This window comes from Streptomyces sp. NPDC042100 (genome assembly GCF_055582325.1).
Genome location: NZ_JBVJDK010000003.1, coordinates 69,201 through 96,198, shown reverse-complemented (window position 1 = coordinate 96,198; position 26,998 = coordinate 69,201). Strand labels below are relative to the sequence as shown.

General features: G+C 76.7%; 10 protein-coding genes. 8 read left to right on the top strand and 2 right to left on the bottom strand.

The window, feature by feature from the left end; translation table 11 throughout:
• Positions 1–50 precede the first annotated feature (50 nt).
• The 4 genes from ACZ6J5_RS07810 (at position 51) to argJ (ending at position 5,794) form a co-directional block, all read left to right on the top strand.
• Positions 51–1,133: a GNAT family N-acetyltransferase gene (locus tag ACZ6J5_RS07810; protein WP_469388821.1), complete on the top strand. Its 1,083-nt coding sequence runs from the start codon at positions 51–53 to the stop codon at positions 1,131–1,133.
• Entirely contained in the window at positions 1,133–2,761 is a 1,629-nt protein-coding gene (locus ACZ6J5_RS07805; protein WP_469388819.1) for an ABC transporter substrate-binding protein, read from the top strand. The genes ACZ6J5_RS07810 and ACZ6J5_RS07805 overlap by 1 nt, the downstream gene beginning before the upstream one ends.
• A 68-nt stretch (positions 2,762–2,829) precedes the next feature.
• Positions 2,830–4,476: an ABC transporter substrate-binding protein gene (locus ACZ6J5_RS07800; protein ID WP_469388817.1), complete on the top strand. Its 1,647-nt coding sequence runs from the start codon at positions 2,830–2,832 to the stop codon at positions 4,474–4,476.
• A 142-nt stretch (positions 4,477–4,618) separates the two neighbouring features.
• Positions 4,619–5,794 carry a bifunctional glutamate N-acetyltransferase/amino-acid acetyltransferase ArgJ gene (gene argJ, locus ACZ6J5_RS07795; RefSeq protein ID WP_469388815.1) on the top strand — a complete coding sequence of 392 codons (1,176 nt, stop codon included), beginning with the start codon at positions 4,619–4,621 and terminating at the stop codon, positions 5,792–5,794.
• Between the two features lie 73 nt (positions 5,795–5,867).
• Here the strand turns inward: argJ and ACZ6J5_RS07790 are convergent, their stop codons facing one another.
• The gene (locus ACZ6J5_RS07790) at positions 5,868–8,228 is read right to left on the bottom strand and encodes a M9 family metallopeptidase (protein ID WP_469388814.1); all 2,361 of its coding nucleotides are present in this window, start codon (positions 8,226–8,228) and stop codon (positions 5,868–5,870) included.
• Positions 8,229–8,471: 243 nt separating this feature from the next.
• Complete coding sequence (locus ACZ6J5_RS07785; RefSeq protein WP_469388812.1) at positions 8,472–9,746, bottom strand: MFS transporter; 1,275 nt, start codon at positions 9,744–9,746, stop codon at positions 8,472–8,474.
• 262 nt (positions 9,747–10,008) lie between these two features.
• Between ACZ6J5_RS07785 and ACZ6J5_RS07780 the strand changes: the two genes are divergently transcribed.
• The 4 genes from ACZ6J5_RS07780 to ACZ6J5_RS07765 all read left to right on the top strand — a co-directional run bounded on the left by ACZ6J5_RS07780 (position 10,009) and on the right by ACZ6J5_RS07765 (position 26,971).
• Positions 10,009–13,848: an amino acid adenylation domain-containing protein gene (locus tag ACZ6J5_RS07780; RefSeq protein ID WP_469388810.1), complete on the top strand. Its 3,840-nt coding sequence runs from the start codon at positions 10,009–10,011 to the stop codon at positions 13,846–13,848.
• A 45-nt stretch (positions 13,849–13,893) separates the two neighbouring features.
• Positions 13,894–14,943 carry a MupA/Atu3671 family FMN-dependent luciferase-like monooxygenase gene (locus ACZ6J5_RS07775; protein ID WP_469388808.1) on the top strand — a complete coding sequence of 350 codons (1,050 nt, stop codon included), beginning with the start codon at positions 13,894–13,896 and terminating at the stop codon, positions 14,941–14,943.
• A 101-nt stretch (positions 14,944–15,044) separates the two neighbouring features.
• Entirely contained in the window at positions 15,045–23,003 is a 7,959-nt protein-coding gene (locus ACZ6J5_RS07770) for an amino acid adenylation domain-containing protein (RefSeq protein ID WP_469388806.1), read from the top strand.
• Entirely contained in the window at positions 23,000–26,971 is a 3,972-nt protein-coding gene (locus ACZ6J5_RS07765; RefSeq protein WP_469388804.1) for an amino acid adenylation domain-containing protein, read from the top strand. The genes ACZ6J5_RS07770 and ACZ6J5_RS07765 overlap by 4 nt, the downstream gene beginning before the upstream one ends.
• The last annotated feature ends 27 nt before the right edge of the window (positions 26,972–26,998 follow it).

Below are 26,998 nucleotides of genomic sequence, written 5' to 3'. Positions count from 1 at the left end.
GGGAGCGCGCCGAGAGCGGGTGAAGACCGCGCGGGCCGAGGATCCTCCCCGTGACCAGTGGAGTGGTGATCAGGCAATGGCAGTCGCCCGAGGACGCGCGCGAGGCCGGCTGGGACGGGCTCGTCGGGGCGGAGGACTTCTTCCTCAGCCCGGACTGGATGCGGGTCCTGCAGGACTCCGCCGGGGCGTGGATGGGCTATCTGACCGCGCACGACGGGGACCGGCTGCTCGCCGCGCTGCCGATGGTGCGGGCGACCCACGAGTCCCCCTGGTCGCTGGGGCGCACGGACCTGCTGATCCGGCACTGCGCCGAGGAGAACATGGCGGGCGCCGCCGGGATCCTGGCCGGTTTCGGTGAGGTGGACCGGCTGATGCCGTCGATGATGTCGGGCGGCCGGCACCTGGGCCGGACCCGGCTGCTGCTGGCACCGGACGCCGGGGCGGACACCGCGCACGAGATCGTGGAGCGGGCCGAGCGCACCGCCGCGCTGGACGGCTGCCGCTCGATCTGCCTGCCGTACGTGGACGCGTCCGACGTGCTCCAGCGCGAGGTGCTGGCGGAACGCGGTTACGTGTCGCACGAGTCGGGGCGGTTCGCGAGTCTGGCGCTGCCCGGCGAGGGGTTCATGGACTACGCGATGGCGCTGCCGGGCCGCCGCTCGCGCCGGGTCCGCTCCGAGCGGCGGCACATCGAGGCCTCGGGCGTGCGGATCACGCTGGACCCGCTGGACCCGGCGGACGTCCCTCGGCTGGCGGCGCTGGAGACGCAGCTGTTCGGCAAGTACGGCATGACCGGCTGGGACCCCCGCCGCTCGGAGGCCGTGCTGCGGGCGGCGGCGGAGCGGCTCGGCGAGCGGGCGCTGGTGTCGCGCGCCGAGCTCGACGGGAGCGTCGTGGGCTTCGGGCTGGTCCTGGCGCACGGCGACGCCTGGTTCGCGCACCGGGCGGGCTTCGACTACGCGGCGGTCGGGAAACTGCCGCTGTACTACGAGCTCCTGTACTACACGCTCGCCGACCACGCCCCTCGGCACGGGGTGCGGACGGTCCACTACGGCATCGGCTCGACGGAGGCGAAGGTGTCCCGGGGTTGCGGCCTGTCGGCCCAGTACCTGTACGTGAAGGAGCTCGGCTGATGGCGGGCTGGAACGCGGCCGTCGGCGCCGTCGCGAACCCCGGCGGGAAGCCCGGCGGGCGGCTGGCCATGGTGGCCTCGGCCGACGTGGACTCGCTGGACCCGGCGCGGACGTACTACGTGTGGTCGTGGCTGCTGCAGCGGACCATGCACCGCACCCTGATGGCCTTCGGCACCGACCCGGCGGCGCCGACGGTGGTGCCGGACCTGGCGGTGGGGCCGGGCGAGGTGTCGGACACCGGGCTGACCTGGACCTACCGGCTGCGGGACGGGGTGCGCTTCGAGACCGGCGAGGAGGTGTCCGCCCGGGACGTGGCCTACGCCGTGGAGCGGGTCTTCGCGCAGGACGTGCTGCCGGGCGGGCCCACCTACCTCCTGGACCTCCTCGACCACGGGGGCTACCGGGGCCCGTACGGCGGGGAGCGCTGCCGGGCCGTGGAGTGCCCGGACGAGCGGACCCTGCGCTTCCGGCTGCGCCGGCCGTTCGCGGACTTCGACTTCCTGATGGCGCAGCCCAACACGGCGCCCGTACCGGCCCGGCACGACACGGGGGCGGCGTACGGGGCGGCGCCGGTGTGCTCGGGGCCGTACCGGATCGAGCGCTACCGGCCCGGGAGCGAGCTGCTGCTGGTGCGCAACCCGCGCTGGGACCGGGACACCGACCCGGTGCGGCCGGCGCTGCCGGACGAGCTGGCGGTGACCTTCGGCGTCGAGGTGGACGAGCTGGACGCGCGGCTGCTCGCCGGGGAGTTCCACGTGGACGTCGAGGGGCGCGGGATCCAGCACGCGGCGCGGGACGTGATCCTCGGCGACCCGGAGCTGCGGTCCCGCGCCGACAACCCGGCCACCGGCTTCCTGCAGTACATCACCGTGCAGACGGCCGTCCCGCCCTTCGACGACGTGCACGCCCGGCGGGCCGTGTTCTACGCGGCCGACAAGGCGGCGCTGCTGGAGGCACGTGGCGGGGACGGGGTGGGCGGCTCACTCGCGACCAGCCTGATCCCGCCCACGTTGCCCGCGCACACCGGCGGCGACCGCTACCCTTCGGGCGCCGGTCTGACCGGCGACCTGGCCGCCGCGCGCGCCGAACTGGCCCTGGCGGGGCTGCCGGACGGCTTCGGGACGGTGATCGGCACCCAGCCGGGGAAGTTCGAGCTGGTGGCCAGGACGCTGGCCCGCTCGCTGGCCCGGGTGGGCATCCGGGCGCGCGTGGAGGTGCTGGACACCGCCTCGTACTACCGCTCCGGGCTCGGGCACCCCGGCACGGTCCGCGCCCTGGGCCTGGGGCTCGGGGTGACCGACTGGGGCGCCGACTACCCGACCGAGTACGGCTTCCTCGCCCCGCTGGTGGACGGGCGGCAGATCAAGCGGGGCGGCGGCAACTTCAACTTCGCCGAGCTCGACGACCCGCTCGTGCGGCGGCTGATCGACGAGGCGCAGGCGGGGGCCGATCCGGCGGAGCGGCGGCGGCTGTGGCGGCGCGTGGAGGAGACGGTGATGGAGCGCGCCGTGATCCTGCCGATGGCGCACGACCGCACGCTGCACTACCGGCACCCCGACGTCACCGACGCCTTCGTACACCCCGCCTTCGGGCTGTACGACATCCAGGCCATGGGGCTGGCCCGGTGAGCCCGCTCCCCCGCCGCCCCCGCGTCACTCCCCCGTCCCCCGCACCCTCCCAGAGCACCGGAGAACCCGTGGCATTCAATGCGGCAGCACACGGCGTCGTGAACCCGTCGGACCAGCGGGGCGGGACGCTCCGGTTCGTCCGCACGGACGACTTCGACTCGCTCGACCCGGCCGACACGTACTACGCGTACACGTGGAACTTCATCCGGCTCATCGGCCGCCCGCTGATCGGCTACACCACCGCCGCGGACGGCACCCCCCGGCTGGTGCCGGACCTGGCCGAGGCGCCGGGCCGGGCGTCCGACGGCGACCGCACCTGGACCTACCGGCTGCGCGAGGGCGTCCGCTTCGAGGACGGCACCCCGGTGACCTCGGCGGACGTCCGGTACGCGGTGCTGCGGGCCGCGTTCCCCGAGGAGGTGTACGAGGGGCCGGCGACGCGCGGCGGGCCCGCGTACTTCCGGCAGTACCTGACCGGGCCCGAGGGGATCGAGACCCCGGACGAGCGGACGCTGGTCTTCCGGCTGCGCGAGCCCTTCGCCGCCTTCGACTACTTCGCCGCGCTGCCCACGACGATCCCGGTGCCCCGCGAGCACGACACCTACCCGCGCTACCGGCTGCGGCCGGTCTCCTCGGGTCCGTACCGCGTCGAGGCGTACGAGCCGGGGGCGGAGCTGGTCCTCGGCCGCAACCCGCACTGGGAGGCGGCGGGCGATCCGGTGCGCACCGCGCTGCCGGACCGCGTCACGGTGCGGCTCGGGGTGAGCGGGGCGGAGGTGGACCGGATCCTGCTGGCCGGGGAGGCGGACATCGACCTCGCCGGGGTCGGGGTGCAGCCCGCGACTCAGGACCGGCTGCTGGCCGAGCCGGAGCTGCGGGAGCGGGTGGACAACCCGCGCACCGGCTTCGTCTGGCTGTACTGCATCAACCAGAACATCGGCCCGCTGGCGGACGTGCACGCCCGGCGCGCGGTGCAGTACGCGACGGACAAGGCGGCGATGCTCCTCGCCTACGGCGGGGACCCGGCCGGGGAGATCGCCACCACGCTGCTGCCCGCCTCGGTGCTCGGCCACGCCCCCTTCGACCGCTATCCGGTGGGCCCGGACGGCAGCGGCGACGTCGAGGCGGCGCGCCGGGAGCTGGCCCTGGCGGGGCTGCCGGACGGCTTCGAGACGCGGATCGGCGCCCGCGAGGACCGGACGAAGGAGTGGAACGCGGCGCTCGCCCTGGCGAAGGGGCTGGCCCGGGTCGGCATCCGCGCCGAGGTGGTGCCGTACACCTCGGGCGACTACTTCACGAAGGCGGTGGGGGTGCCGGAATATGTGCGGGAGCACGGCATCGGCATCGCGATGTTCGGCTGGGCGGCCGACTTCCCGGACGGCTACGGCTTCCTCCAGCAGATCGCCGACTCGCGCGCGATCAAGGAGACGGGCAACCAGAACCTCGGGGAGCTGGCCTCGCCTCGGATCGACGCGCTGCTGGACACCGGGGCGGCGACGAGCGACGAGCGGGTGCGCGCCGGGATCTGGGCGGCGGTGGACCGGGCGGCCCTGGACGAGGCGGTGATGTGCCCGTACATGTACGTGAAGTCGGTGCTGTACCGGGGGCCGAGGGCGGCGAACGTGGCGATGTCCCCGGCGTACGGGATGTACGACTACGCGGTGATGTCGGTGGCCGACGGGGGCGGCGAGGGCGCCGCGCGCACGAACGGCTGACGCGATGCGGCGTTCGCGGGCGTGAGGGCCGCGGCGTCTGGTACCAAGGACGTGGGCCGGCGGGTCGAGGACCCCCCGGCCCCTTACTCGACCCGACATGAATACTTATTCCGTAAGGAGAAATTCCATGCATAATGAGGCCATGCACTCCGACACCGCCGTCCCGCGGGGATTCCTCGTCCACACCGCGCCCGTCGGCATCGAGGACGACGGGCGCGACGACCTCTGCCTCATCGTCTCCGAGGTCCCGGCGCGGACCGCCGCCGTCTTCACCCGCTCGCGGTTCGCCGGACCGTCCGTGACGCTCTCGCGCGCGGCGGCGGCCGACGGCGCCGCGCGCGGCGTGGTCGTCATCGCGCGCAACGCCAACGTGGCCACCGGCGCGCGGGGCGCGGCCAACGCGGTCACGGTGCGGGACGCCGCCGCCCGGGCGGCCGGGATCGACCCGGAGGAGCTGCTGATCGCCTCCACCGGGGTCATCGGGCGCCAGTACCCGCTGGAGCGGATCACCGGCCACCTGGAGGGGCTGGCCTGGCCGCCGGCGGACGGGGCCCGGGACATGGGGACGGCCGCGCGCGCCATCATGACCACCGACACCCGGGCGAAGTGCCTGAGCGTGCGGATCGGCGACGCGACGCTGACCGGCATCGCCAAGGGCGTCGGGATGCTGGAGCCGGACATGGCGACGCTGCTGACCTTCTTCGTCACCGACGCCGAGCTCGACGGGGAGACGCTGACGGCGGTCTTCAAGCGGACGATGGACGTCACCTTCAACGCGGTGTCGATCGACACCGACACCTCCACCTCCGACTCGGCGGCGCTGTTCGCCAACGGGCTGGCCGGTCCGGTCGACCCCGCGGCCTTCGAGGAGGCGCTGCACACGGTGGCGCTGGGCCTGGTGAAGATGATCGCCTCGGACGGCGAGGGGGCGTCCACCCTGATCCAGGTCGAGGTGACCGGCGCCCGGGACACCGCGCAGGCCAAGCGGGTGGGCAAGGCCGTGGTCAACTCGCCGCTGGTCAAGACGGCGGTGCACGGGGCCGACCCGAACTGGGGCCGGGTCGTGATGGCGGTCGGCAAGTGCCAGGACGACGTGGACATCGTGCCGGAGAACGTCGCGGTGCGCTTCGGCGACATCGGCGTCTACCCGCCGGGTGCGGACGAGGACGAGCGCCGGGAGACCGTGGCCGCGTATCTGAAGGCGCACGAGGAGGTGGTGATCGGCGTGGACCTCGGCATCGGGGAGGGCCGGTTCACCGTGTACGGCTGCGATCTGACCGAGGGGTACGTGCGCCTCAACTCGCAGTACACCACCTGATCCCGGCGGCTGACGCGGAGGCGCCGGGGCCCCTGGGGGCCCCGGCGCTCCGGGTCGGCCGGACGGCGGTGGATCAGCCGGTGCGGGCGGTGAGGGTGACGCCGCCGAAGTCCTGGGCGGCGGCGAGGCTGAAGTAGACCCAGCCGGACGGCGGGTTGTCGATCGTCAGCGTCTCGGCGTTCCCGGCGTTGACGGACTTCGCCTGGTAGGAGCCGGTGGTGGCCCAGCTGCCGCCGCCGTAGTACAGGTCGGCGTTGCCGGTGCCGCCGGCGCTGGTGAGGGTCAGCTTCTTCACGCCGGCCGGCAGGTACACGAAGTGGTAGCTGTAGTTGCCGGCCGTGGCGGCCAGCCCCTCGCGGCGGCAGTTCTGGTCGAACTGGCGCGGGTCGCTCAGGGTGCACAGCGGGGCGGCGTCGGACGGGGCGTCCGGCAGCGGGCCGCAGTCGGCGGTGGCGCAGTCGGTGGCCAGCCAGGTGGCGAAGTCGGCGTCGTAGCGGGTGCCGATGGTCTGCTTCAGGAGCGTGCGGGCGCCGGTCCAGTCACCCGCGCGGTAGCGGCCGAGGACGGCCTGGACGTCCGCGGGGTGCTTCTGGAGCATGTAGCGGACGGCGAGCCAGCCCCAGCGGTAGACGCGGTTGGAGTTGACCGTGGGGTCCTCGTCCTGGCCGTAGACGGTGTCGAACAGCTCGCTGAGCCGGTAGGTGTTGCGGGCCGCCTCGGCGATCGCGTCGGCGTTGCGCTCGTTCCGGTAGCCGTACGAGATGTTCTCGGCGATGCCCTCGACCCACCAGATGGTCGGCGTGGTCATGCCCGCCTCGAAGTCGCCGTACATGTTGGAGCGGCCGTCGAGGTAGTGGGTGTACTCGTGGTTGAGGTTCCAGATCTGGAACTCCGGGCGCAGCCAGCTCGCCTCGTGGGCGATGAAGCGGGCCTGGTTGCCGGGGAGCGCCGGGTTGCCCTCCTCGTACATGCCGCCGTTGTCGACGTCGATGTCGTAGATGGCCCAGGCGTACAGGGCGTACTGGGTGTAGTCGTCGAAGGCGACGACCTCCAGGTCGGTGTTGACGTCACCTGGGATGGCGCCCTTGTCGCCGATGATCCGGTGGAAGTAGGCGTCCTGGCCGATCAGGCTGGCGCAGGTGGTGGCGAGCTGGCCGGGCGACATGTCCTGGGCGCGGATCTTCAGGCCGGCGTTGCAGGTGTGCTGGATCGGCAGGACGACGGGCAGGACCCGCTGGCCGAGGTCGCAGATGGCGTAGGCGGCGCAGTTGCCCCGGTCGTACTGGCGGGTGTACCAGCCGAGGTTCATGGTGAGCGGGGCCGTCGGGCCGGTGTTGGGGTAGCGGTTGATCAGGTCCTTGAGCAGCGGCCGGACGCGGTCCTTGAGCTCGGGGACGTCGAGGGCGTTGCCGAGGTAGCGGCCGACGTTGCTGACGACGTCGAGGCGGTTGAGGTCCGCGCCGTTGCGGGTGACGAAGCCGGCCCAGGTGTCGAGGATGGACGGGTCGGCCTTGAGGGCGGCGCGCCAGCCCCGGGAGTCGTTCCTGGCCTTGAAGGCGTTGTCGACGACCCACTCGACGTGCTGCATGGCGAGGTTCATCTGGGCGGGCCAGCTGCCGGTGTACGAGCCGAGCAGCCACTTCACGACACCGGCGTAGCGGCCGGCCTCCTGGGTGCTGTCGATGAGGGTGACGACCTCGTTGAGGATCTCGCCGTTGGCGTCGGTGACGTCCTTGCTGCGCGGGGCGGCGAAGAAGGCGTCGAGGGCGCCGCGCGCGGCGGTGGTGAGCGCCGGGCCGTAGGCGCCGACCGCGTCGGCGTTGTTGTCCTGCACGTAGTAGCCGGCGCGCAGGAACATCACGAGCTGGCCGGTGGAGGTGGCGTTGTTCCCGGCGTACGTGGCGGCGTCGGCGCGCAGCGCGTCGGCGACGGTCACCATCTGGGCCTCGCGGAAGGCCTTGCGGGCGTTGTCGCCGGTGAGGTTGAACAGCGGGTACGTGCAGGTGATCTGCGGGAGCGCCTTGAGGCGCTGGACGAGCGTGGCGCCGGTCGCGTCGATGACGCCGGAGAGGTCGGGGCAGGCCTCGGCGGCGGCGCTCGCGGTGAGGCGGCCCGCCTTGTCCTGGGCGGCGGGCTTGGCGGTGGCGGGCGCGGGCCGGGCGCCGTTCTCCTCCGTGCCGTCCTGCGAGGAGAGCCGGAAGCGCGGGGTGGTGCTGATGGCGTGCGGCGACTTGGGGACGGGGATCGCGCGGGGCGCGGTGGCGCCCGCCGCGTCGGCGGCGAGGGCCGCGGCCGCGCCGGCGGCGTCACCGGCGGCGGCGGTGGCCTGGGCCTGGGGGGCGAGCAGACCGAGGGAGAGGAAGAGGGCGGCGCCGAGCACGGGGAGTCTTCGGGCGCGGGTCTTCGATATCCGGGAGGGACGCAAGGGACGCATCGGTGGGGGCCTCCGGGGCCGTTGGAGCCACATGCTGGGAAACACGGGCGGCTGACACGAGGTCTGTAAAATTTCACATGTCGCATTGTTCTGGAAGACCTGTGACCGGATTCTTCCTGGACGCGTCTGGTCCGCCGCCTCGCGGTGGGGCCCCGAGTCGCGGCGTGAGCAGGCGAAACACCCCGACGGCGGATCCGGCGGGGTGACGGCACATCAGGGTGCCGGAGGGGGTGTGCGGGCGGATCAGGCCCCGGCGGCGGGGGCGCCCGGGAGGTCGCGCAGGCCCCGGAGGGGGCCGACGAGCAGGAAGCCGCCGGCCGCGATCAGCGCGGCGGTGACGGCCCACAGGGTGGCGCGGGCCCCGAGGATCGAGGCCAGGGAGCCGCCGAGGAGCGCGCCGAGCGGGATGGTGCCGTAGTTCAGGAACAGGGTGGTCGCGGTGACGCGTCCGAGCAGCTCGGGCGGGCAGTAGGACTGCCGGAAGCTGACGATGACGACGTTGCAGGCGACCACCCCGGCGAACATCACGACCGTCCCCGCGACGAAGCACGCGAGGCGCGGCCCCGGACCCGCGAAGGGCGCGAGCAGCCCGAAGGGCGCGGCCGTGAACTGGACGACCAGCAGCGCCCGGGCGCTGCCCAGCCGCCGCACGAGCCGCCCGGCGGCGAGTCCGCCGAGCACCCCGCCGAGCCCGCCGCAGGAGACGAGCCAGCCGAGGGTGTCGGAGCCGACGCCGACGGTGCGTACCAGGAAGACGATCTGGACCGCCTGGAAGCCGGCCATCGCCAGGTTGACCGCCGCGCCGAAGCCGGTGACGGCCCGCACCCAGGGGTCGCCGGTGACGAAGCGCAACCCGTCGGCGATCTCCCGGGCCAGCGGCCGCCGGGGCGGCGGGGCGGGCCGCGGTGCGGCGCCCCGGATGGCCGTGAGGCAGAGCGACGAGAAGAGGAACGTGGCCGCGTTGAGCAGCAGTCCGGGCGCCCCGCCCGCGGTCTGGGCGATCAGCCCGCCGAGCCCCGGGCCCGCGACCCTGGCCGCCTGGTCCCCAGCCTGTAAGCGCGCGTTGCGCTCCATGAGTTCCGCGCGGGGCACCAGCAGCGGCAGATACGAGGAGTAGGCGGTGGAGAAGAAGACGGAGGCGGCGCCCGCGATCAGGGCGGCGGCCAGCAGGTGCCCCATGGTCAGCGCGCCGAGCCACCAGGTGACCGGCACGCTGACGAAGACCGCCGCCGAGACCGCGTTGCACACGAGCATCACCGGGCGCGGCGCGAGCCGGTCGACCCAGGCGCCGGCCGGCAGCCCGAGCACCAGCCACGGCAGCCAGGGCGCGGCGGTGAGCACGCCCATCATGAACGGGGAGGCGTGCAGGGTGGTGACGGCGATCAGCGGGAGCAGCACGGAGGTGACGCTGATGCCGAGCTTGCTGGTGGTCTCGCCGACGAGCAGCAGGCGGAAGTTCCGGTGCGGGCGGTGGCCGTGGCCCCGCGCGGACCGTGCGGCGGTGGGCGGGGCGGACACCAGCGCGGCCTCCGGGATGCGATAGCGCGAACGGATTTCCGAACGCGCCACAGCGTACGTGCGGTGGCCACGAGCGCGTGCTGGATCGTACAAGTTCAGCGCCCTGGAAACCAGGGTGGCCATTTCCCGTCGGTGCCGCTTAGGCTCGACCGCGTCGACGACCGACACCGCAGGCCACGCGGGGGCATGGGGCGCCCCCGCTCCCTCCGGCGACGCCCGACCGGCACCGCACCCTTTCCGTTCCCCGTGCAAGGAGCTGTCCGTGGTCACCAGCGCGCACGAACTCCTCGGCCCCTTCCTGCGGGAGTCGGCCGGACACCCCGGGCGCGTCGCCGTGACCACCCCGGCGGAGTCGGTGAGCTTCGGCGAGCTGGCCGCGCGGACGGAGCGCACCGCCCGGGCGCTGCGCGCGGCGGGCGCGGGCCCCGGCACGGCCGTCGTCTTCCGGCTGCCGCGCGGCGCCGACCTGGTCGCGGCGATGCTCGCCGCCTGGCGGGTCGGCGCCGGGTACGTCCACGTGCCGTCGGGGCCGGGCCGCTCCGGGCCCGAATCCCCGGACGGCGAGCCGGTGTTCGCGTTCGCGGAGGGCGCGGCGGCGGAGGCGGCCGTGAGCGAGCGGCGGGCGGCCCGGCTGTTAGCCGCGGGCGGGGAGGCGGCGACGGCGGCCGTTTCCGGTCCCCCCGCCGTCGCCCCTTCCGAGCCCGTGGTGTGGGACGCCGGGCTCGGGCTCGACGCCTCCGTCCGGCAGTGGGCCCGGGTCTGCCGGGGCGAGACCCTGCTGGTCCCCGACGCCGAACGGCCCGCCGGCCCCGGTCTGCCCGGCCGGTCCCTCCCCGCGCCCGGCACCGAAGGGCCCGCCGGACTCCGCCCGTCCGCCCGCACCTCCGACGCGCCCGGCACCGAACGGCCCGCCGCACCGGGCGCGTCCGCCCCCACCTCCCCCGCGCCCGACGCCGAAGGGCCCGCCGGACCCGGCCCGTCCGCCCGCCCCCTCCCCGCGCCCGGGGCCGCCTCCCCCGAGCCCCCGCCGCGCCCCTTCCTCGACCTCTTCGAGGAGCGGGCCCGGACCTCCCCCGACGCCGTCGCCGTGGTCTTCGGCGGGGAGCGGGCGGGGTACGCCGAACTCGACGCGCGCGCGAACCGGCTGGCGCATGTGCTGGCCGCGCGGGGCGCCGGGCCGGGCGCGCTGGTCGCCTCGGCGCTGGACCGCTCGGTGGAGCTGGTGGTCGCCGTCCTCGCCGTCCTCAAGACCGGGGCCGCCCTGCTGCCCGTGGACCCGCGCTACCCTCGGGCGCGCGTCGTCCAGGTCCTCGGCGACGCGCGCCCGGTCCTGCTGCTCACCCGTACCGGCGGCGTCCCGCCCGAGGACGGTCCGGCCGCGCTCGTGCCCGACGACGGTCCCGCCGCGCCCCGGCTCGACCTCGACGCCCCGGCGACCGCCGAGGCGCTGCGCGGGGCCCCGGCCGGCGGGCCGCCCGCCGGGGCGCGGCGGGCGGCGGGCGAGCTGCCCGCGTACGTCGTCCACACCTCCGGCTCCACCGGCCGCCCCAAGGGCGTGGTCGTCACCCGGTCCGGGCTCGCCTGGCTGACCGCCCATCAGCGCGACAGCCTCGGGGTGACGCCCGCGAGCCGGGTCCTGCAGTTCGCCTCGCCCGGCTTTGACGCGTTCTTCTGGGAGCTGGCGATGGCGCTGTCCGCCGGGGCGGCGCTGGTCATGGCGCCCGCCCGCGAGCTGCTGCCCGGCCCGGGCCTGAGCCGCCTCGTCGCGGAGCACGGGGTCAGCCACGCGACCCTGCCCCCTTCGGTGCTGCGGGCCCTGCCGCCGGACGGCCTGCCCGGGGTGCGGGTGCTGGTCGCCGCGGGCGAGGCGATGGACGCGGAGCAGCGGCGGCGCTGGGCGCCGGGGCGGACCCTGATCAACGCGTACGGGCCGACGGAGACGACGGTCTGCGCCAGCATGAGCGGTCCGCTCGCGGCGGGCGACGCGGGCCCGCCGCCGATCGGCCGGGCGGTCCTGGGCGCCCGGCTGCACGTCCTGGACGGCGCGCTGCGGCCGGTGCCCGACGGGGTGGTGGGCGAGCTGTACGTCGCCGGGTCGGGCGTGGCGCGCGGCTACCTGGGGCGCCCCGATCTGACGGCGAATCGTTTCGTCGCCGACCCGTACGGCCCGGCCGGAAGCCGGATGTACCGCACCGGCGACCTGGTCCGCCGCACGCCCGGGGGCGAGCTGGTGTTCGCCGGCCGCGCGGACGCGCAGGTGAAGGTGCGGGGGCACCGGATCGAGCCGGGCGAGGTCGAGGCCCGGCTGGCCGCCCACCCCCGGGTGGCCGCCGCCGCGGTGACCGCGCGCGAGGACGCCGGAGGCCCCGGGAGCGGCGGGGCGGGCGCGGTCGGTGACCTGCGGCTCGTCGCGTACCTGCGGCGGGAGCCCGGCCCGGCGGCCGGCACGGAGGCGGGCGACGCGGCGCGGGTGGCCGAGTGGCGGCGGGTCCACGATGCCGTGCCGGGCGACGCGACGGCCCCCTTCGGCGAGGACTTCACCGGCTGGAACAGCACGTACGACGGCGCCCCGCTGCCGCTCGCGGGGCTGCGCGAGTGGCGCGAGGAGACGGTCCGGGCGATCCGCGCCCTGCGGCCCCGCCGGATCCTCGAACTGGGCGTCGGCAGCGGCCTGCTGCTGTCGCGCCTCGCCCCGGACGCCGCGTCCTACTGGGGGCTCGACCTGTCGCCCCGGGTGATCGCCCGGCTGCGGGAGCAGGTGACCCGGCGGCCGGAGCTGGCCGGGCGGGTGGAGCTGCGCGTCGGCGCGGCCGACGCCCACGAGGGCGTGCCGCGCGGCCACTTCGACGTGGTCGTCCTCAACTCCGTGGCCCAGTACCTCCCGAGCGGACGGCACCTCGCGCGGGTCCTCGGGCTCGCGGCGGCCGCGCTGGCGCCCGGCGGGGCGGTCTTCGTCGGCGACGTGCGCCACCTGGGCCTCGCGGAGGTCCTGCACGGAGCGGTCGCGGCCCGTGCGGCGGGCGGCGCGCCGGGCGGGCCGGAGCAGCGGCGGGCGGCGGCGCGCGGCCTGGCGGCGGAGCCGGAGCTGCTGGTGGACCCGGAGTTCTTCCGGTCGCTGACCGTCCCGGACGGGGCCGCCGCACCGCCGTTCGCGCACTGCGACGTGCGCCTGAAGCGCGGCGCCCACCACGACGAACTGACCCGCTACCGCTACGACGTGGTCCTGCGCACCGGCCCTCGGCGGCACGGGGGCGACGGCGGCGGCACGGCGACGGCGGAGCTGGCGTGGGGGACGGACGTGCGCACCCCCGGCGCCCTCGCCGAGGCCCTGGGCGCCCGCGCCGGGGGCGGCACGCGGGTGCGGGTGACCGGGGTGCCGAACGGGCGGCTCGCCGAGGACCTGCGCGCGGCGGGCGGGACGCCGGGGGCCGGTGCCGACCCGGAGGAGCTGGCGCGGCTCGGCGAGGGGTTCGGCTTCCGGGCCGCCGTGCGCTGGTCCGCGCAGGCGGGCCCCACGCACATGGACGTCGAATTCGCCCCGGAGGGACGGGAGTTCCCGGCCGAGCCGGGGGCGGAGCCGCTGACCGACCCGGAGCGGTACGTCAACGTGCCCTGCGCCGGGTCCGACGACGCCGCACTCGTCGCGGAGGTCACCGCGTGGGCGGCGGAGTACCTGCCCGCCTCCATGGTGCCGTCCGCGATGGTCGTGCTCGACGCCTTCCCGCTCACCCCGCACGGCAAGCTGGACCGCGCCGCCCTCCCCGCCCCGCCGGGCGCCCGGCGCGCGGCGGGCCGCCCGCCGGGCACGCCCACGGAGGCGACGCTGTGCCGGCTGTACGCGGAGGTCCTCGGGCTCGGGGCGGGCGACGCGCCGGACGGGCCGGACGCGCCCGGCGCGGTCGGCGTCGACGACGACTTCTTCGGGCTCGGCGGGCATTCACTGCTCGCCACGCGCCTGGCCGGCCGCATCCGCGCCGAGCTGGGGGTGGAGGTGCCGGTGGGCACGGTCTTCGAGGCGCCCACCGTCGCCGCGCTCGCCGCCCGGATCCCGGGCGCCCGCAAGGCCAGGCCGGCCCTGCGCAGGATGGCCCGCCCCGACTGACGGAGCGCCCCCGTCCCGACCACCAGGCAGACCGAGGGATCCCCGATGGACTTCAGCCTCTTCTACTTCGCCGACGACAGCACGCCGGTCGGCGACGCCGGACGCTACGAACTGCTCCTGGAAGGCGCCCGCTTCGCCGACCGGCACGGGTTCCGCGCCGTGTGGACGCCCGAGCGGCACTTCCACCCCTTCGGCGGGCTCTACCCGAACCCGTCCGTGGTGGGCGCCGCCCTGGCCATGGTGACGAGCCGGGTCGCCCTGCGCGCCGGGAGCGTCGTCGCGCCGCTGCACCACCCGCTGCGGATCGCCGAGGAGTGGTCCGTCGTGGACAACCTCTCCGGCGGGCGCGCCGGGATCTCCCTCGCCTCCGGCTGGCACCCGGTGGACTTCGCGCTGGGCACCGTCCCGTACGAGGACCGCAAGCGGGCCCTGGCCGAGACAGCCGGGCGGCTGCGCGCGCTGTGGCGCGGGGAGGAGTGCGAGGTCGTCGACGGCAACGGCGCCCCCGCGCGCGTACGGATCTTCCCGCCGCCCGTGCAGCGGGAGCTGCCGCTGTGGGTGACGAGCGCCGGGGACCCGGAGACCTTCCGCACGGCGGCGGTGGCGCGCGCCGGGGTGCTCACCCATCTGCTGCACCAGGACGTGGACGGGCTCGCCGCGCGGGTCGCCGAGTACCGGCGGGTGGCGCGGGAGACGCACGCCGGCTGGGACGGGCACGTCGTCCTGATGCTGCACACCTTCCTCGGCGCCGACCGGGACGAGGTCCGCGCGCGGGTCGAGGCGCCGCTGTCCGCGTATCTGAAGAGCTCCGTCGAGCTGCTGACCCGCTCGTTCGGCTCCCTGGACCCGGACTTCGACCTCGACGCGCTGGAGGAGGAGGACCTGGACTTCCTCGTCGCGCGCTCCTTCGACGCGTACTTCGAGCAGCGGGGGCTGTTCGGGACGGTGGCGGACGCGCGGCGGACGGTCGAGCGGCTGCGCGCCGCCGGGGTGGACGAGCTCGCGTGCCTCATCGACTTCGGCATCGACACCGAGACCGTCCTGGACGGGCTGCGCCACCTGGACGCGCTGCGCGCCTCGTACGCGGCCGGCTGACCGGCCCACCGGCCCACCGGCCGACCGGCCGAGATCCCCGAGAGACCCGAGATTCCCGAGAGACCCGAGAGACCCGAGAGAGCTGAAAGGCCGAGACCACCGTGATCCCTCTGTCGTTTTCGCAGCTGCGGTTCTGGTTCCAGGAAGAGATGGACCGCGCGGGCGGCTCGCCGCACGCCTCCATGGCGCTGCGCCTGACGGGCCGGCTGGACGCGGGGGCGCTGCGGGAGGCGCTGCGGGACGTGGTGGCGCGGCACGAGATCCTGCGGACGGTGTTCCCGGTCGCCGACGGGGTCCCGGGGCAGCGGGTCCTGGCCGACGCGCCGGTGGAGCTGCCCGTGCGGCGGGTCGCGGAGGAGGACGTCGAGGCGGCCGTGGCCGAGGCCGCCGGGCACGTCTTCGCCCTGGAGCACGAGATCCCGCTGCGGGCCGTCCTGCTCGCGGTCGGCGCCCCGGAAGGACCCGAGGTCCATGTGCTGGCGGTCACCGTGCACCACATCGCCTTCGACGGCTGGTCCGTCGCGCCCTTCCTGCGCGACCTGGCGGGCGCCTACACCGCCCGGACCGGCGGCCGGGTCCCGGAATGGGAGGAACTGCCCTTCCAGTACGCGGACTTCACCCTCTGGCAGCGCAAGGAGCTCGGCGCGCCCGACGAGCCCGGCAGCCTCTTCGCCGAGCAGGTGGCCCACTGGACCCGGGCGCTCGCCGGGGCCCCGGCCGAGCTGGCGCTGCCCGCCGACCGGCCCCGGCCCGCCACCGCCACGTACCGGGCCGGCAGCGTCCCCTTCCACCTGCCGCCCGAGTCCCTCGGCGAGCTGTCCCGGCTCGCCCGGCGGCACGGCGCCAGCACCTTCATGGTGCTGCACGCGGCCCTCGCGGGCTTTCTGCGGCGGCTCGGCGCCGGGACGGACGTCCTGGTCGGCAGCCCGGTCGCGGGGCGGGCCGACGTCGGCCTCGACGAGCTGGCCGGCTGCTTCGTCAACACCGTCGTCGTGCGCACCGACACCTCCGGCGACCCCGACTTCCACGCGCTCGTGGGGCGGGCCCGGGCGGGTGTGCTGGCCGCGCTCGACCACCAGGACGTGCCGTTCGAGCAGGTCGTGGAGGCCCTCAACCCGGCGCGGACGGCGGCCCGGCACCCGCTGTTCCAGGTGATGCTGAGCCTCCAGAACAACGCGGGCGCCGCCCTCCGCCTGCCCGGTCTGGACGTCCGGCCGCTGGACCCGGTCCCGCACCGGACGGTCGCCTTCGACCTGCTGCTCGACCTCACCGAGACCGATGGGGGCGGCCTCGGCGGCTCCCTGGTCTACGCCCGCGACCTCTTCGACCACGCCACCGCCGAACGCCTGGCCCGCCGCTTCGCCGCCTTCCTCGCCCAGGCCGTCGCCGCGCCCGAGCGGCCCGTCGCCGCGCTGGACCTCCTCTCCCCCGCCGAGCTGCGGACGGTGCTGGAGCAGTGGCAGGGCGTGGAGACCGCGCTCCCGGCCGGCTCCGTGCCGGAGCTGTTCCGGCGGCGCGCGGCGGCCGAGCCCGAGGCCCTCGCGGTGGTGTGCGGCGCGACCCGGCTCACGTACGGGGAGCTGGACGTCCGGTCCGCGCGCCTGGCGCGCCGGCTGCGCCGGGCGGGCGCGGGTCCGGAGCGGGTGGTCGCGGTGGCCGCCGAGCGCTCGGCGGAGCTGGTCGTCGCCCTCCTCGCCGTGCTGCGGACGGGCGCCGCCTACCTGCCCCTCGACCCGCGCAACCCGGACGAGCGGCAGCGCGCGGTCCTGGCCGAGGCCCGGCCCCACCTGCTCCTCGCGGACCCGGCGGCCCGAAGACGCGCCGAGGCGCCGGCGGGCCCGGCGCTGGACCTGCCGCTGCTCCCGCTGCTCCCGCTGACCGAGGACGCCGGGGAGGACACCGAGCGGCACGCGGGGCAGGCCACGGACGAGGACGCCGGACGGGAGGCGGACTCGGGGCCGGACGCCGGGGATTCCGGGCTCGGCGTCCGCGCCGCCGACCGGGCCGCGTACGTGATGTACACCTCGGGCTCCACCGGCCGCCCCAAGGGCGTGCTGGTGACGCACCGGAGCGTCCTCGCGCTGGCCGGCGACCCCTGCTGGGCGGCGGACGGCGGACACGCGCGGGTGCTGGCCCACTCTCCGCACTCCTTCGACGCCTCGACGTACGAGCTGTGGGTGCCGCTGCTGTCCGGCGGCACGGTCGTGGTGGTGCCCTCGGGCGACGCGTCCCCGGGGGCGCTGGCGCGGGCGGCGGCCGAGGGCGGGGCGACGAGCGCCTTCCTCACCACCTCGCTGTTCAACCTGCTGGTCGCGGAGGGCGACCCGCTGCTCGGACGGCTCGGGCACGTCTGGACCGGCGGCGAGCAGCCCTCGGCGGGGGCGGTGCGGCGGATGCTGACCGCGTTCCCCGGCACGGCGCTCACCCATGTGTACGGGCCGACGGAGAACACCACGTTCTCCGCCTTCCGGCGGCTGGACCCGGCCCGGGACGCGGACGGCGGGAAGCCGCCGATCGGGCGGCCCATGGCGGACACCCGGGCGTACGTGCTCGACGGGCGACTGCGGCCGGTGCCCGCCGGGGTGCCGGGCGAGCTGTACCTGGCGGGCGCCGGGCTGGCCCGCGGCTACCTCGGGCGGCCGGACCTCACCGCGGGGCTCTTCGTCGCCGACCCGTACGGTCCGCCCGGCGGGCGCATGTACCGGACCGGCGACGTGGTGCGCTGGACTGCGGACGGGGAACTCGACTTCCTCGCCCGCGCCGACGACCAGGTGAAGATCCGGGGCTTCCGGATCGAGCCGGGCGAGGTAGCGGCCGTCCTGGAGCGCCACCCGGCCGTGGGCCGCGCCGCCGTGCTCGTACGGGAGGAACGGCCCGGGGAGCGCGCGCTGGTGGCCTATGTGGTCCCGGTCCCGGGGGCGGCGGAGGATCCGGTGCCGGAGCTGCTGGAGCACGCCCGCCGGTCGCTGCCCGACTACATGGTGCCCGCCGTCGTGGTGCTGCCGGGCGGGCTGCCGCTGACGCCCAACGGCAAGCTGGACGCGGCGGCGCTGCCCGCGCCCGTCGTGCGGGCCGGTTCGCGGGCGCCCGCCACACAGGCCGAGCGGCTGCTGTGCGGGCTGTTCGCCGAGGTGCTGGGGGTGCCGGAGGTCGGCGCGGACGACGACTTCTTCGCGCTCGGCGGGCATTCGCTGCTCGCGGTCCGGCTGGTGAACCGGCTGCGCGCGGCGCTGGACGAGGGGATCGGGCCGCAGGCCGTGTTCGAGTCGCCGACACCGGCCGGTCTCGCGGCGCGGTTCGGCGCCTCGGGGGCGGGCCGGGGCGCGCTGCGGCCGGGGCCGCGCGGGGAGGTGCTGCCGCCGTCGTTCTCGCAGTTGCGCTTCTGGTTGCAGGGCGAGCTCGCGGAGGGCGCCGCCGCGCAGACGGTGACGACGGCCCTGCGGCTGACGGGCGCGCTGGACGCGGGGGCGCTGGAGGCGGCGCTGCGGGACGTGGTGGCGCGGCACGAGAGCCTGCGCACGGTCTTCCCGGCCACCGACGGCGTCCCGCGCCAGGAGGTGCGGGACGGGGCCGGGTTCGGGCTGCGGGTGCGGGAGGTGGCGGAGCGGGACGTCGGGGCGGCGGTGGCCGGGGCGGCGGAGCCGGGCTTCGATCTGGCGCGGGAGCTGCCGCTGCGGGCCGAACTGCTGGTGTGCGGGGCCGCGTCGCACGTCCTCGTGGTCACCGTCCACCACATCGCCTTCGACGGCTGGTCCGCCGCCCCGTTCCTGCGCGACCTCTCCGCCGCCTACACCGCCCGGCTGCGGGGGCGGGCGCCGGAGCTGCCCGAACTGCCTTTGCAGTACGCCGACTTCACGCTGTGGCAGCGGGCTGCGCTGGGCGATCCCGGGGACCCCGGCAGCCCGTTCGCCCGGCAGCTCGCGCACTGGAGGGCGGCGCTGGCGGGAGCGCCCGAGGAGCTGCCGCTGCCGACGGACCGGCCGCGTCCGGCGGTGGCCTCGCTGGAGACGGGCACGGTGCCCTTCCGGCTGGCGCCCGCCGACCACTCCCGCCTGACCTCGCTGGCCCGGCGGCACGGGGCGAGCGTCTTCATGGTGCTGCACGCGGCGCTGGCGGGGCTGCTGGGGCGGCTCGGCGCCGGGACGGACATCGTGGTCGGCAGCCCGGTCGCGGGGCGCGCCGACAGCGCGCTCGACGAACTGGTCGGCTGCTTCGTGAACACGGTGGCGGTGCGCACCGACGTCTCCGGCGACCCGGACTTCGGCGCGCTGCTCGACCGGGTGCGGCCCGGGGTGCTGGCGGCACTGGAGCACCAGGACGTGCCGTTCGAGCAGGTCGTGGAGGCCCTCGCCCCGGCCCGGTCGGCGGCCCGGCACCCGCTGTTCCAGGTGATGCTGAGCCTCCAGAACAACGCGGGCGGCGCGGTGGAGCTGCCCGGGCTGCGCGCGGAGGCGCTGGACCACGCCCGGTACCGCGGGGTCCCCTTCGACCTGCTGCTCGACCTCGCCGAGTCCGACGGGGGCCTCGACGGCACCCTCGTCTACGCCCGGGAGATCTTCGACCACGGCACGGCGGAGCGGTTCGCCGGCTGGTTCACCGCGTTCCTCGCCGACGCGGCGGCCCGTCCCGCCCTGCCCGTACGCCTGCTCGACCCGCTGTCCCCGGCCGAGCGGTCCGCCGTGCTCGGCCCGTGGAGCGGCCCGGCGCCCGGCACGGTCCCGCCGGGTCCCTCGGTGCCGCGCCGGTTCCGGGAGCGGGCCGCCGAGACACCGGACGCGCCCGCGGTGCTGCACGGGGCGCGCCGGATCACGTACGGGGAGCTGGACGCCCGGGTGGAGCGGCTGGCCGTGCGGCTGCGGGGGCTCGGCGCCGGTCCGGAGGCGCTGGTCGCGGTGGCGATGAACCGCACCCCCGACCTGCTGGTGGCGCTGCTGGCGGTGCACCGGGCGGGCGCCGCCTACCTGCCGGTCGATCCGCACCACCCCCGGGACCGGGTCGCGGCGGTGCTGGCCGAGGCGGCGCCGCTGCTCGTGCTCGCCGACGCCGCCACCCGCGACGCCCTCGGCACCCCGGACTGGCTGACCCCGGACGACCCCCGGCTCGACGCCGCGGCCGCCGGGGCGGCGGGTGCGATGGCCGAGTGGGCCGCCGACAGCGCCGCGTACGTCCTCTACACCTCCGGTTCGACGGGCCGCCCGAAGGGCGTGGTGGTCGGCCACGGCAGCCTCGCGCACCTGCTCGCCGCCGTGCGGGAGCGGCTGCCGCTGGGCCCCGCCGACCGGCTGCTCGCGGTGACGACCGTCGCCTTCGACATCGCCCACCTGGAGCTGCTGCTGCCGCTGGTCGAGGGGGCGGCGGTCGTCCTCGCCTCGCCCGACGAGGTGCGCGACCCGCGTGCCCTGGGGCGTCTGATCGGGCGTCACGGGGTGACCGCCGTCCAGGCGACACCCTCGCTGTGGTCGGGGCTGGTCGCGGAGGTCCCGGACGCGGTGCGGGGGCTGCGGGTCCTCGTCGGCGGCGAGGCGCTGCCGCCCGCGCTGGCCGCCGGTCTGCTCGGCCTGGCGGCGGAGGTCACCAACGTGTACGGGCCGACCGAGACGACCATCTGGTCCCTCGCGGCCCGCCTCGGCCCGCGCGACGCCGCGCGCCCGCCGCTCGGCTCCCCGCTCGGCGACACCCGCGTGTACGTCCTGGACCGGGCGCTGCGGCCGGTGCCGGTGGGGGTTCCCGGCGAGCTGTACCTGGGCGGCGCCGGGGTGGCCCGCGGCTATCTGGGGCGCCCGGGGCTGACCGCCGAGCGGTTCGTCGCCGCCCCGTTCGGGCCGCCGGGGGCGCGCCTGTACCGCACCGGCGACCTGGCGCGGTGGACGGCGGACGGGGAGCTCGACTTCCTGGGGCGCGGCGACGACCAGGTGAAGCTTCGGGGCTTCCGGATCGAGCCGCGCGAGATCGAGGCGGTCCTGGACGGGCACCCCCGGGTCGTCCGCAGCGCGGTCGTGGTGCGCGAGGACCGGCCGGGCGAACGGCGGCTCGTGGCGTACGCGGTGCCCGCGCGGGTCGCGACGGACGGCGCCGCCGAGGGGGTGGGAGCGGATGGCGCGGCCGAGCGGGCGTACGGCCGGCGGGCCGGTGCGGGAGCGGGAGCGGGAGCCGACGGCGGGGGCGCGGGGGACGACGGCGACGCGCTCGTGCGCGAGCTCGACGGCCTGGCGCGGAGCGCGCTGCCCGCGTACATGGTCCCCGCCCTCGTCCTGCTGCCCGGCGGGCTGCCGCTGACACCGAACGGGAAGCTGGACCGGGCCGCGCTGCCCGCCCCGCAGGCGCCCGCCGCGCCGGGCGGGGCGGGGCGGGAGCCCGCCACCGACGCCGAGCGGCTGCTGTGCGAGCTGGTCGCCGCCGTCCTCGGGCTGCCGTCGGTGGGCGTGGAGGACGACTTCTTCGCGCTCGGCGGCGACAGCATCGTGTCGATCCGGCTGGTGTCCCGGGCCCGTTCGAGGGGCCTGGGGCTCTCCACCCGGGACGTGTTCCGGTACCGGACGGTCGCCGAGCTGGCCCGGCACGCCAAGGTCAGGCCCGCGAAGGCGGCCCCGGCCGCGTCCCAGGCCCCGGCGGTCCCGGCCGCGTCCCAGGCCCCGGCGGTCCCGGAGGCGTCCCAGGCCCCGGCGGTCCCGGCCGCGTCCCAGGCTCCGGCGGTCCCGGAGGCGGCGGGCGGCGAGGTGCCGCTGACGCCGATCCTGCACTGGCAGCGGGAGCGGGGCGGCCCGGTCGCCGGGTTCCATCAGTCGGTGCTGGTCCGGACCCCGGCCGGGCTGTCCGGCGCGCGGCTGCGGGAGCTGCTCCAGGCCCTGCTCGACCGGCACGAGGCGCTCCGCGTCCGGCTGGCCCGCGAGCCCGCGTGGCGTCTGGAGGCGCTGCCGCGCGGCGCGGTCGGGGCGGCCGGGTGCCTGCGGGTGATCGACGCGCCCGGGGCGGACGGCGGGGTGGCCGAGGAGCGGGTGCGGGCCGAGGCGGAAGCGGCCCGGCGGCGGCTGGCGCCGGAGGAGGGGCGGATGGTCCAGGCGGTGTGGTGGGACGCGGGTCCCGGCCGCGCCGGGCGGCTGCTCCTGATGGTCAACCACCTCGTCGTGGACGGCGTGTCCTGGCGGATCCTGCTGGAGGACCTGGCCTCGGGCGTGGCACCGCGCGCGGCGGCGGGGGACGCCGTTCCGGTCTCGTTCGCGGACTGGGGCCGCCGGCTGGCCCGCGAGGCGCTCGCGCGGGCGTCGGAACTCCCGCTCTGGCTGGGCCAGTCCGAGGGGGTCGGGGCGCTTGTGCCCGGCGCGGGTCTGGTGCCCGGCCGGGACGTGGAGGGCGTCAAGCGGACGGTGACCCGGGTGCTCCCGGCCGACCGGACGGAGGCGCTGCTCACGCGGGTGCCCGCGCGGCTCGGGGCGGGCGTGGACGCGGTGCTGCTCGGCGCGCTGAGCGCGGCCGCCGGGCGCTGGCGCGCGGCGGCGGGCGGCCCGGACGCGGGGGCTCCGTTCCTGGTGGACGTGGAGGGGCACGGCCGCGAGGAGATCGCCGAGGGACTCGACCTGTCGGCGACCGTGGGCTGGTTCACCAGCATGTTCCCCGTGCGGCTCGCGGGCCGCCCGGAGACTCCCGAGGAGGCCGTGCGGGCGGTGGCGGCGCGGCTCGGTGCCCTGCCCGACAAGGGGCTCGGGCACGGGCTGCTGCGCCATCTGCATCCGGAGGCGGGGCCCGTGCTCGCGGCGCGGCCCCGGGCGCAGCTCCTCTTCAACTACCTGGGCCGGTTCGGCCGGCCGGACGGGGGCGACTGGGGGCCGGCGCCGGAGGCGGGCGCGGTGTCCAGCGGCGGCGATCCGGAGCTGCCCCTGACGCACCTGCTGGAGCTGTCGGCGGTCGCGCACGAGCGCGCGGGCCGGCCCGAGCTCCATGTCACCTGGGCGTATCCGGAGAGGCTGCTGGACCGGGCGCGGGTGGCGGCGCTGGCCGACGCCTGGTTCGAGGCCCTGGAGACCCTGACCACTTCCACCGGCGAACCGGGAGAGACGGCGTGACCGCACTGGACCGCACCGACGAGCACGGCCCCCAGCCCTCCCCGGGGCGGGCCGAGGGGACCGGCACGGGGCACTTCACGGGGCGGGACGACGGGCCGGTGTCGCGGCCCGCGCCGCTCCAGCAGGGCCTGTTCTTCCACACCGCGTTCGACGCGGAGGGCCAGGACGTCTACACGATCCAGCTCGCGCTGGAGTTCGTGGGGCCGCTCGACCCCGAGCGGCTGCGCGGGGTCTGCCAGGCGCTCCAGGACCGGCACGACAGCCTGCGGTCGGGCTTCCGCACGGACGCCTCGGGGGCCCCCGTACGGTTCGTCGCGTCCGGGGTCGGGGTCGAGTGGCGGACGGCGGACCTGACCGGGACCGCGCCCGAGGCGCGGCGGGCCGAGGCCGCGCGGCTGCTGGACGAGGAGCGGCGGCGGCGCTTCGACACCGCCCGGCCGCCGCTGATCCGCTTCCTGCTGATCCGGCTGGGCGGCACCCGCTGGCGGTTCGTGCTGACGAACCATCACATCATCCTGGACGGCTGGTCCACGTCGATCCTGCTCGACGAGCTGTTCGCGCTGTACGAGGCGGGGCCCGGCGGCGCGGAGCTGCCGCCCGCGCCCGCGTACACCTCCTATCTGGAGTGGCTCGACGCGACGGACCCGGAGTGGTCGCTGGAGGCGTGGGCCGGGGCGCTGGCGGGGATCGACGGGCCGACGCTGGTGGCGCCGCGCGCGCCGGGCGCGGGCACGGTGGTGCCGGAGCGGGTGCTGCGGACGCTGCCGCCCGCGCGGACGGCCGCGCTGGCCGAGCGGGCGCGGGAGGCCGGGGTCACCCTCGGCACGGTGACGCAGGTGGCGTGGGGGCTGGTGCTGCGGGAGCTGACCGGGCGGGGCGACGTGCTGTTCGGGCTGACGGTGTCGGGGCGGGCCGCCGACGTCGACGGGGTCGACACGATGGTCGGGCTGCTCATCAACACCGTCCCGGCGCGGGTGCGGGCGGAGCCCGGGGACTCGCTGCTCGACGTGCTCGAACGGGTCCAGGACGAGCAGGTGGACCTGCTGGACCACCATCACCTGGGGCTGACGGAGATCCAGCGGCAGGCCGGGTTCGGGGCGTTGTTCGACACCACGGCCGTGCTCGACAACTATCCGGCGGGCGCGGGGCGGCGGCGGCTCGGCGAGGCCCTGCTGGTGGACGTGTCGGGCTTCGACGCCACCCACTATCCGCTCTCGCTGATCTGCACCCCGGCCGAGGAGCTGGGCCTGCGGCTCGACTTCCGGCCCGACGTGCTGGACCGGGCGGCGGTGGAGGGGATCGCCGACCTGCTGGCGCGGATCCTGGAGGCCGTCGCCGAGGACCCCAACCTGCGCGTCGGTGCCCTGCCGTCGCTGCCGGACGGGGAGCGGCGCAGGCTCCTGGAGGAGTGGAACGCCACCGCCCGGCCGGTGGCCCCGGCGACGCTGCCCGAGCTGATCGGGGCGCGGGCGGCGGCGGACCCGGAGCGGCCCGCGCTCGTCCACGGGGAGCTGGTCCTCGGCCACGGCGAGCTCAACCGGCGGGCGAACCGGCTGGCGCGGGTGCTGCTGGCCGAGGGGGCGGGGCCGGAGACCCTGGTGGCGCTCGCGCTGCCGAGGACGGCCGACATGGTCGTGGCGCTGCTGGCCGTGCTGAAGGCGGGCGCCGCCTACGTGCCGGTCGACGTGCGCTATCCGGCGGACCGGGTGGCGCGGATGCTGGGCGACGCCCGGCCGCGCCTCGCGGTGGTCACGGAGGCGACCCGGGAGGTGCTGCCGGAGGGCACCGCGGCGCTGGTCCTGGACGATCCGGCGGTGGCGCGGCGGATCGCGGAACGGCCGGACGGGGACGTCACGGACGCGGAGCGGCCGGAACCGCTGCTCCCCGCGCATCCCGCGTACGTCATCTACACCTCGGGCACCACCGGGGTGCCCAAGGGTGTGGTGGTCGAGCACGGGAACGCCGTCAACTTCACGGCGACCGTGGCGGACCACTTCGGCGCCGAGGGGATGGCGCGGGTGCTGGCGTCCACCTCGCTCAGCTTCGACGTGTCGGTCTTCGAGATCGTGACGACGCTGGCGCTCGGCGGGCGCCTGGAGCTGGTGGACGACCTGTTCGCGCTGCTGGACCGGGGCGGCTGGGAGGGCAGCCTGGTGAGCGGCGTGCCGTCGGCGGTGGCGAGCATGGTGGCGGGCGGCTCCTTCGAGGTGGCGGCCCGGCACGTGGTACTCGGCGGCGAGGCGGTGCCGGGCGGGCTGCTGCGCGACCTGTGGGAGCGGGTGCCCGGCTGCGCGGTGACCAACATCTACGGGCCCACCGAGGCGACCACGTACTCGACGTGGTGGCGCGGGCGGGCCGGGGACGCGGCGGGCGACCCGCCGATCGGCCGGCCGGTGCCCAACGCCCGGGTGTACGTGCTCGATCCGTGGCTCCGGCCGGTGCCGGTGGGGCGGCCGGGCGAGCTGTACATCGCGGGGGCGGGGGTGACCCGCGGCTATCTGCACCGGGCCGCGCTGACCTCGGAGCGCTTCGTGGCCTGTCCGTTCGGGGAGCCCGGCGGCCGGATGTACCGGACGGGCGACCGGGTGCGGTGGCGGGCGGACGGGGAGCTGGAGTACCTGGGGCGCTTCGACGGCCAGGTGAAGGTGCGGGGCTTCCGGATCGAGCTGGGCGACGTGGAGGCGGCGCTGCTGCGGCAGGAGGGCGTGGCCCAGGCGGTCGCGGTGGTGCGGGAGGACCGGCCGGGCGACCGCAGGCTGGTCGCCTACGCGGTGCCGGGCGGGGCGGGCGCCGCGCCGCTGGACGGGGCGGGGTTGCGGCGGGCGCTGCGCCACATGGTGCCGGACCACATGGTGCCGTCGGCCGTGGTGCCGCTGGAGCGGCTGCCGCTGATGCCGAACGGCAAGCTGGACCGGGGGGCGCTGCCCGCCCCCGCGTACGGGGCGTCGGTGCGACGCGAGGCGGCGCACGCCCACGAGGAGCCGCTGTGCGCGCTGTTCGCCGAGGTCCTGGGGGTGGAGCGGGTCGGTCCCGACGACGGCTTCTTCGACCTGGGCGGGGACTCGCTGCTGGCGACGCGGCTGGTCAGCCGGGTGCGGGCGGTGCTGGGCACGGAGCTGACGGTGCGGGCCCTGTTCGAGGCGCCGACCCCGGCGGCGCTGGCCCGCCGGACGGGCCGGCTGGACGGCGAGGGCGGCGGCCCGGGCCTGGACGTGCTGCTGCCGCTGCGCTCCGGCGGGCGGCTGCGGCCGCTGTTCGCGGTGCACGCGGCGAGCGGCCTGGCCTGGCCGTACGCGCGGCTGCTGCCGCATCTGCACCCGGAGGTGCCGCTGTACGGGCTCCAGGCGCCGAGCCTGGGCGCGCCGGAGGGCGGCGCGGGCAAGCCCGGGGAGCTGGTGCGGGAGTACGTGCGGCGGATCGTGGAGACGCAGCCCGAGGGGCCGTACCGGCTGCTGGGCTGGTCGGTGGGCGGGACCCTCGCGTTCGCGGTGGCGGCGGAGCTGGCGGAGGCGGGGCGGGCGGTGGAGTTCGTGGCCCTGCTCGACTCGTATCCGGCGCCCGGGGAGGGCCTGCCGGACTGGGAGGAGACCCACCGGCACGTGGCCGGCTCCGCCGGGTTCGCGGCCGACGGGACGCCGCCGGAGCAGCTCGCGCTGCTCGGGGAGCGGGTCGTGGAGGGCGCGCGGCTCGCGGTGCGGTCGGCGGTCGACGCGCTGCGGACGCCGCCGGCGCGGACGCGCGGGGTGGACGTGCTGCACTTCCGGGCCTCGGCCGACGACTTGGCGGGCGCGGACCCGGCGGCCTGGCGGGCGTACGGCGGCGGGCGGCTGACCGCCGTGGACGTGCCGTGCGGGCACTACGAGATGCTCGATCCCGCCCCGGTCGCGGCGATCGGGGCGGTGCTGTCGGCGTGGGCGACGGGGGGCGCGGGGGCCGCCGGAGACGCGGTGGGCCGGGCGGGGCGCTGACCCCGCCCGGGCTCCCCCGGGCCCGGG

Bases quoted from the DNA above. Each gene is read 5' to 3' on its own strand.
- ACZ6J5_RS07790 (WP_469388814.1), bottom strand. From the start codon at position 8,228: ATGCGTCCCTTGCGTCCCTCCCGGATATCGAAGACCCGCGCCCGAAGA.
- ACZ6J5_RS07775 (WP_469388808.1), top strand. From the start codon at position 13,894: ATGGACTTCAGCCTCTTCTACTTCGCCGACGACAGCACGCCGGTCGGC.
- argJ (WP_469388815.1), top strand. From the start codon at position 4,619: ATGCACTCCGACACCGCCGTCCCGCGGGGATTCCTCGTCCACACCGCG.
- ACZ6J5_RS07805 (WP_469388819.1), top strand. From the start codon at position 1,133: ATGGCGGGCTGGAACGCGGCCGTCGGCGCCGTCGCGAACCCCGGCGGG.